A 6,242-nucleotide genomic window follows, 5' to 3' on the forward strand; every position below is an offset into this window, starting at 1 on the left:
GACTAACCTGCAAGAGGGTCTGTTTTGGCCCTCCCGTTCCCGTTGTAGGAGGTTGTTATGGCAAATGGCGCCAATAAAGATACCGGCGAGGATAAAGTGCGGAGAGTGAAATACCGGAAGGCGAAGGCCAGTTGGAACCCTGCGATGCAGGCGATTCCGGTACCGGGGATTCGGCGCATGGTCAATATGGCAGCCACTATGAAGGATGTAATTCATCTTTCGATTGGCCAGCCTGACCTCCCTACACCCAAGCATGTTATTGATGCTTATATTGACGCCCTCAATGCAGGACAAACTGGCTACACCATGGATGCCGGTTTGCCTGAACTGCTTGTGGCCTTGAGGGATTACTACGGCAAGCGATACAACCGAAAACTCACCAGGGATAATATTCTGGTGACCAGCGGAGCAACCGAGGCCATGTATCTGGCTATCTCGGCGACATCTGCACCGGGCCGCCAATTTATCGTTACAGACCCTTCTTTTTTGCTGTACGCGCCACTCATCCGCATGAACGGGGGGGAAGTGAAGTTTGTACCGACCCGTGTGGAAAACGATCATCAGCTTGATCCCGACGAAGTGATCGCAGCCATGGGGCCGCGTACGTTTGCCTTGATACTGAATAATCCGAATAACCCTACTGGGGCGGTATATCCCCGCAGTACCGTGGAAGCCATTCTGGAAGAGTGCGCCTATCGGGGCATACAGGTGTATGCCGATGAGGTGTACGACCACATGATTTTTGATGATGAAGATTTTGCCAGTGTTCTCAGTTGCTCTGTGGATCTGGACAACATCATGTGCATCAGTAGTTTCTCGAAAACCTACAGTATGGCGGGGCTGCGTGTGGGTTGGGTCATTGCCAGCCAGGCCACAATCAAATACCTACGGCGCTACCACATGTTCACCACGTCGGTTGCCAATACGCCCTCACAATATGCGGGTGTGGCAGCACTAACGAGTGACCAGCAATGCGTAACGGACATGCTGGCCATCTATCGGGAGCGCAGGGATAAGGTAGTGGAGCTGGTTGATCAGACCCCATACCTGACCGGGTATAAGCCAGGAGGAGCATTCTTTGTCTTCCCGGACTTGCCACCCCATGTTGATGGGTCAGATCTGGCCTTGCGAATGCTCAAAGAAACCGGCGTGTGTGTGGTGCCGGGAGATGCATTTGGCGAAGCCTGTACCAATGCCGTTCGAATCAGCTTTTCTACTACGTGTGAGAAACTTGATGCGGCGTTTGACCGTATCATTCCGTGGATGGCCAAACAGAAGTTCTGAGGAGTGCTTATGTCGGCTCTGGATTCGGTTCTTGTCCAGTGCCCCTATTGTTGGGAGGCGCTGGATATCAGCGTCGACCCTTCAGTGGCGGAACAGGAATATGTTGAAGATTGTCAGGTATGCTGTCAGCCCATTCTATTGCGTGTGGTTTTCGATGATAATCTTACCCCGCACGTAGAGGCCCGGGCCGAAAACGAGTAGTAAACCCCGGATTCTGACCGATCATTAATCTGCCAATCTTGTCTCGCCTCCCATGCTGCCGCAGGATAGGGGGTCAATCCACGGAGATTAAACGATGAAATATACACGCCTTAATGGCCTTTGGGGCTTAATGTTGCTGGCTTTTGCTCTGACGAGTGGCTGTGCCAGCATGTCCCCTTATGCAATATCGGAAGGTGAGCTGGAGCGGCACCTGCAGGATGTTGTGAGCGATTTTGACCGCACGCAGTTAAAGAACGGCTCTCCGCTTAGCATGAGCCTTAGTGATGCCGACATTACTCTGGGGCCAGATGGTCGCGATGTGGCAGTGATTGATCTGAAAGGGCAGGTGGCGCTGAATGCTTTTCTGGCCAAACTTCCGGTTGATATCGCGCTGAAAGTGGAAGGTGCTCCAGTTTATGACAGCAAGGAAAAAGCCATCTATATTCGCAGGATCAAGTTGCTTGAAAGCAGCATTGATTCCGGCTTTTTCAAGGGTGATCTTGCGCCCGTTACAGACACCGTGATGGGCGTTGTGGCCCAAATGCTGGAAACCATGCCGGTATATCGTCTGGACGACACCAACATGGCCCAGCGTATGTTTGGAATGGTGCCTATGGATGTTCGGGTAGCGCCCGGGCGCCTTGAATTTGTAATGGCTGACAAGTAAGCAATATTTAGTGGACCAGAGCCAGGTGCTGTTTTCTGGCTCTGGTTCAGCGGTCGATCAGGCTGACAGGCGTTGGCAGATTGCCTCTCCGATCTCCTTTGTTCCCCTCCGTGCACCCGCATTTTCTGCCAGATCCGCCGCTACCGCGTCAAAAAGTTCCTTACCAGCTACTGCCATCACCGGATCTTTCCTGCCAAACCATTCCAGCATTCGTGCTGCGGTAAACAGCATGGCGGTTGGATCTGCCAAGCCCTTGCCTGCGATGTCCGGAGCGCTGCCATGGGTTGGCTCGAACATGGATGGCATGTCCGGGTCGGTGGGGTTCAGGTTGCAGGAAGGGGCAACGCCCATACCGCCGGATAGCACGGCCGCAAGGTCTGTCAGAATGTCCCCCTGAAGATTGCTCGCAACTACTACATCGAATGCCCAGGGGGCCTGCACAAACTTCATGCAGGCTGCATCTACCAGTTCATGGTGGGTGGCCACATCCGGGTATTCTTTGCTGATTTCTTCGAAGGTTTCAGTGTACATATCGCCCCAGTAACGCAGCGCATTACGTTTGGTGATCAAACACACCTGGCTTTCGCAGGTGCTGCCATCAAGGGTGCGAAACTCTCTGGTGCGGCCTTCTTTTGCGCGTTCGGCTGCTCGGGTGCGGGCTTGCTCGAACCCGTAGCGAATGATTCGGTTGGTAGCTTTGCGGGTAAACACCTCCATCTGGGTCGCAATTTCATCCTCAGTGCCCTGACGCAAACGCCCACCCTGGCTAACGTACTCACCCTCGGAGTTCTCGCGGATTACCAGCATGTCTATGTCTTTTGCACGCTCATCAGCGAGATATTGGCGGGCACCGGGCAGCAGTCGGGCTGGGCGCTCACATACCCACTGATCAAAGCCTTTGCGCATTTCCAGCAGAGGTGCCAGTGAAACGCTGTCGGTCAAAAGGTAGCGATTCGGGTCCTCCAGAGGCCCTGGATCACCCAGGGCTCCAAGCAGAATGGCGTCGTAAGCTTTGAGCTGGGCTAACGCATCCGCTGGCATGGATTCGCCATGTGCTTGATGCCAAGCGTGAGAAGGCCATGGGAACTCATTCCATTCAAGGCTGAGGTTGTGCTTGGTGCGCAGGGTTTCCAGGCAGCGTATGGCTTCCCCCACAACCTCCGGGCCAATGCCGTCGCCCGGTGTCACTGCAATGCGGGTAGTTTGGGCCATTTTGGAGACTCCTTTTCAAATTGACTCGTATGGATAACCAACCCAGTTTAGTCAGGGAAACCGGGGTTGCCACCAGTGAAGGAAATAAACCCCTTTTACCCGCCCGCAGCCCGACGCTATAGTGTGTTCGCAATTGGCGCATTCGCGCTTTTTATTGGTTCCATTTACGACAGGACGGCAACTTTGCTTTACCGACTTCTTACCATAATTGGCGGCTTGGTATTTGTGGCGGCGCTTTTCGCGCTGGTATGGTTTTTCTGCAAGAAGTTTCTGCAGCGTCAGGGCGTTACTGAGAACCTGTCAGATCGCACTACCGAACTCGCCACATGGACCTTTGCGGGCATCAGTATTGGGATGGTATTTGCAGTGGTTGGGGCATTTGTACTCGGCCCCTGGGCGTTCTATCGCACCCTGCGAGGGCATGGCGTGGCTATTTCCGATGGCGCGGCCATTTGGTGGGGGTTCGGCATAGTGTTGGCCTCCCTGGGTATTACTGCCGTTGGCTTCTTCGGCTTTCTGATGGCCGTAGGGGCTTACTGAATCGCTTTGAGTTGTTCCCTGAGCCAGATAAGCGCCGGCTCCTGACCGTAGGCTGTGTGCCAGTACAGGTGTACATCGACTAATGGCAGGTCGGCTGGCGGGTTCATGATGGTGATATTTGCCCGCTCTGAAATGATCTGGGCGTAGGTTTCAGGCATGGTTAGTAACAAGTCTGTTTGTTCCACTACACGGCAAGCGGCGTAATAGTGCTGACAGCGCAGTCGGATACTGCGTTGAACTCCGAGCCTTGAGAGCTCAAAGTCCTCAATTCCCGGCCCTTCTGCGCGTGACGAAACCAGTACGTGGCGCGCAGAAAGGTAACCGCCCATATCCAGCGGGTTGGCCGTCAGCGGGTGGCCCTCCCGAGCCAGAACTACAAGCCTGTCCTGCCTGAGAAGCTCGTGGGAGGTTTGGTTGCTGACTGGCAACAAAACATCCACAGCAAAGTCCAGCTTGCCTGCAGCCAGTTGCGTTTCCATATCCCGCCGGGGAATGCGCTTGCTAGCTATTTCCAACTCCGGATAGGCGTTTAACCGCTGCATCAGCGGCGGTAGAAACGTTGATTCCAGAACATCCCTCAGCCCCAAAGAATAGGTTTTACGCTGATTTGCCGGGTCAAAGGCGTGGAACTGATTCACCGCACCCTGAATTTGGGTAAGCCCAGGCTTCATGGATTCCAGAAAGCGCCTGGCCAAAGGCGTGGGTACCATCTGGTTGCCCTGGCGGGTGAACAGAAGGTCGTCAAAATGGTCTCTCAGTCGAGACAGGGAATGACTAACAGCAGGCTGGGTAAGGTGCAACGCCTTCGCAGCCCGGGTAAGGCTGCCTTCTCGGTAAATCGTGTCAAATACATGCAGTAGGTTGAGATCCAGACGATTCCCGGCCATAGTTATTAATCTCTATGCGGATTAGTTTTGTTAATAGTAAACGATAAGAATAATTCAGTCGCGTAATAGTTTGAGCAACCCTAGACTGGTTTCATAGTGCTTATATTCATCGCACCGTTTGCTAGTCTATCTAATAGATGTTGTTCAATTTCTGAGAGGGTTCGGCAATGGATTTCAGTATCTCCGAGAAGGGTCAGGATTATCTCGAGCGTGTAAAAGCGTTTATGGCGGAAGAAATTTTCCCGATTGAAGCCCAGTACCAGAAGGAGCTGGCGTCTCTGGAAAATCGCTGGGTTGTACTGCCAATCATCAAAGAATTGAAAGAAAAGGCAAAGGCACAGGGCCTATGGAATATGTTTTTCCCAGATGAGAAGCATGGTTGTGGCCTGCTTAACTCTGATTACGCCCTGATTGCTGAAGAAACCGGCCGCAGCTTTATTGCCCCCGAAATTTTCAACTGCAACGCGCCCGACACCGGCAACATGGAAGTGCTCATTCACTACGGCTCCGAGGAGCAAAAAGCGGAATGGCTGCCACGCTTGCTTAGCGGCGAAATCCGCTCCGCGTTCTGCATGACCGAGCCAGCTGTTGCTTCCTCCGATGCCACTACTATGGAAGCAACAGCCGTAGTGGAAGGCGATGAGGTTGTACTGAACGGTCGCAAGTGGTGGAGCACAGGTGTTGGCCATCCGGACTGCAAGGTTGCTATTTTCATGGGCTTGTCAGACCCAGACGCCCACAAGCACCGCCGTCACTCCATGGTTCTTGTACCTATGGATGCAGCGGGTGTAACCATTGAGCGCATGCTCCCAGTATTCGGTGAATACGACGAGCCCTACGGCCACGGCCAGGTGCTGTTCGAAAACGTTCGCCTGCCCAAGAGCGCCTTTATTGCAGGCCCCGGCCGCGGTTTTGAAATTGCCCAAGGTCGCCTTGGGCCTGGCCGAGTACACCACTGCATGCGCGCAATTGGCGCGGCAGAGCGTACGCTGGAGCTTTTGGTGAAGCGGTCGTTGAGCCGTGAAGCCTTTGGACGCCCACTGGCCAAGCTTGGCGGTAACCCGGACATCATTGCCAACGCCCGCATGTCGATTGAACAGGCCCGATTGCTGACCCTGAAATGCGCTTGGGCTCTGGACACCAAAGGCATTGCAGGTGCCATTCAGGAAGTCGCCATGATCAAAGCGGTGATTCCAAACATGCTGCAAACCATTGTTGATCAGGCTATTCAGATTCACGGTGGTGCGGGTGTGAGTGATGACGACTTCCCGCTGACCCAATTGTTTGCCTATGCTCGTGTACTGCGCTTGGCAGATGGCCCGGATGAAGTGCATCGCGCGACGGTTGCGCGTCTTGAACTGCGCAAGTATAAAAACTCATAACTTGGTGTAGGAGCGGGCGGGGCCGGCTTTCTGAAACACGCTGTGAATACGTCCATGTACGCTTGGCTC

The 6,242-nt window shown here is 53.9% G+C and carries 7 protein-coding genes; 5 read left to right on the forward strand and 2 right to left on the reverse strand.

Going from position 1 to position 6,242, the window contains the following annotated elements:
- Positions 1–57 precede the first annotated feature (57 nt).
- The 3 genes from RG807_RS17125 to RG807_RS17135 all read left to right on the forward strand — a co-directional run bounded on the left by RG807_RS17125 (position 58) and on the right by RG807_RS17135 (position 2,152).
- On the forward strand, positions 58–1,284 hold the full coding sequence (locus RG807_RS17125) for a pyridoxal phosphate-dependent aminotransferase (protein WP_298450005.1): 1,227 nt from the start codon (positions 58–60) through the stop codon (positions 1,282–1,284).
- Positions 1,285–1,293: 9 nt separating this feature from the next.
- Positions 1,294–1,485 carry a CPXCG motif-containing cysteine-rich protein gene (locus RG807_RS17130; RefSeq protein ID WP_298450007.1) on the forward strand — a complete coding sequence of 64 codons (192 nt, stop codon included), beginning with the start codon at positions 1,294–1,296 and terminating at the stop codon, positions 1,483–1,485.
- A gap of 94 nt (positions 1,486–1,579) precedes the next feature.
- Complete coding sequence (locus RG807_RS17135; RefSeq protein ID WP_309045970.1) at positions 1,580–2,152, forward strand: YceB family lipoprotein; 573 nt, start codon at positions 1,580–1,582, stop codon at positions 2,150–2,152.
- 57 nt (positions 2,153–2,209) lie between these two features.
- On the opposite strand, the gene RG807_RS17140 is transcribed toward RG807_RS17135, so the two are convergent.
- Positions 2,210–3,364 (reverse strand): isocitrate/isopropylmalate dehydrogenase family protein, encoded by a 1,155-nt coding sequence (locus RG807_RS17140; RefSeq protein ID WP_309045971.1) that lies wholly within the window; start codon positions 3,362–3,364, stop codon positions 2,210–2,212.
- Positions 3,365–3,547: 183 nt separating this feature from the next.
- On the opposite strand from RG807_RS17140, the gene RG807_RS17145 reads away from it, so the two are divergent.
- Positions 3,548–3,904 carry a hypothetical protein gene (locus RG807_RS17145; protein WP_298450013.1) on the forward strand — a complete coding sequence of 119 codons (357 nt, stop codon included), beginning with the start codon at positions 3,548–3,550 and terminating at the stop codon, positions 3,902–3,904.
- On the opposite strand, the gene RG807_RS17150 is transcribed toward RG807_RS17145, so the two are convergent.
- Complete coding sequence (locus RG807_RS17150) at positions 3,898–4,791, reverse strand: LysR family transcriptional regulator (protein WP_309045972.1); 894 nt, start codon at positions 4,789–4,791, stop codon at positions 3,898–3,900. The genes RG807_RS17145 and RG807_RS17150 overlap by 7 nt on opposite strands.
- Positions 4,792–4,958: 167 nt before the next feature.
- Between RG807_RS17150 and RG807_RS17155 the strand changes: the two genes are divergently transcribed.
- The gene (locus RG807_RS17155) at positions 4,959–6,173 is read left to right on the forward strand and encodes an acyl-CoA dehydrogenase family protein (RefSeq protein ID WP_309045973.1); all 1,215 of its coding nucleotides are present in this window, start codon (positions 4,959–4,961) and stop codon (positions 6,171–6,173) included.
- The last annotated feature ends 69 nt before the right edge of the window (positions 6,174–6,242 follow it).

Origin of the sequence: Marinobacter sediminicola (genome assembly GCF_031157525.1) — a bacterium.
GTDB classification, from domain to species: Bacteria; Pseudomonadota; Gammaproteobacteria; order Pseudomonadales; family Oleiphilaceae; genus Marinobacter; species Marinobacter sediminicola.

Bases quoted from the DNA above. Each gene is read 5' to 3' on its own strand.
- RG807_RS17130 (WP_298450007.1), top strand. From the start codon at position 1,294: ATGTCGGCTCTGGATTCGGTTCTTGTCCAGTGCCCCTATTGTTGGGAG.
- RG807_RS17135 (WP_309045970.1), top strand. From the start codon at position 1,580: ATGAAATATACACGCCTTAATGGCCTTTGGGGCTTAATGTTGCTGGCT.
- RG807_RS17150 (WP_309045972.1), bottom strand. From the start codon at position 4,791: ATGGCCGGGAATCGTCTGGATCTCAACCTACTGCATGTATTTGACACG.
- RG807_RS17140 (WP_309045971.1), bottom strand. From the start codon at position 3,364: ATGGCCCAAACTACCCGCATTGCAGTGACACCGGGCGACGGCATTGGC.
- RG807_RS17125 (WP_298450005.1), top strand. From the start codon at position 58: ATGGCAAATGGCGCCAATAAAGATACCGGCGAGGATAAAGTGCGGAGA.
- RG807_RS17155 (WP_309045973.1), top strand. From the start codon at position 4,959: ATGGATTTCAGTATCTCCGAGAAGGGTCAGGATTATCTCGAGCGTGTA.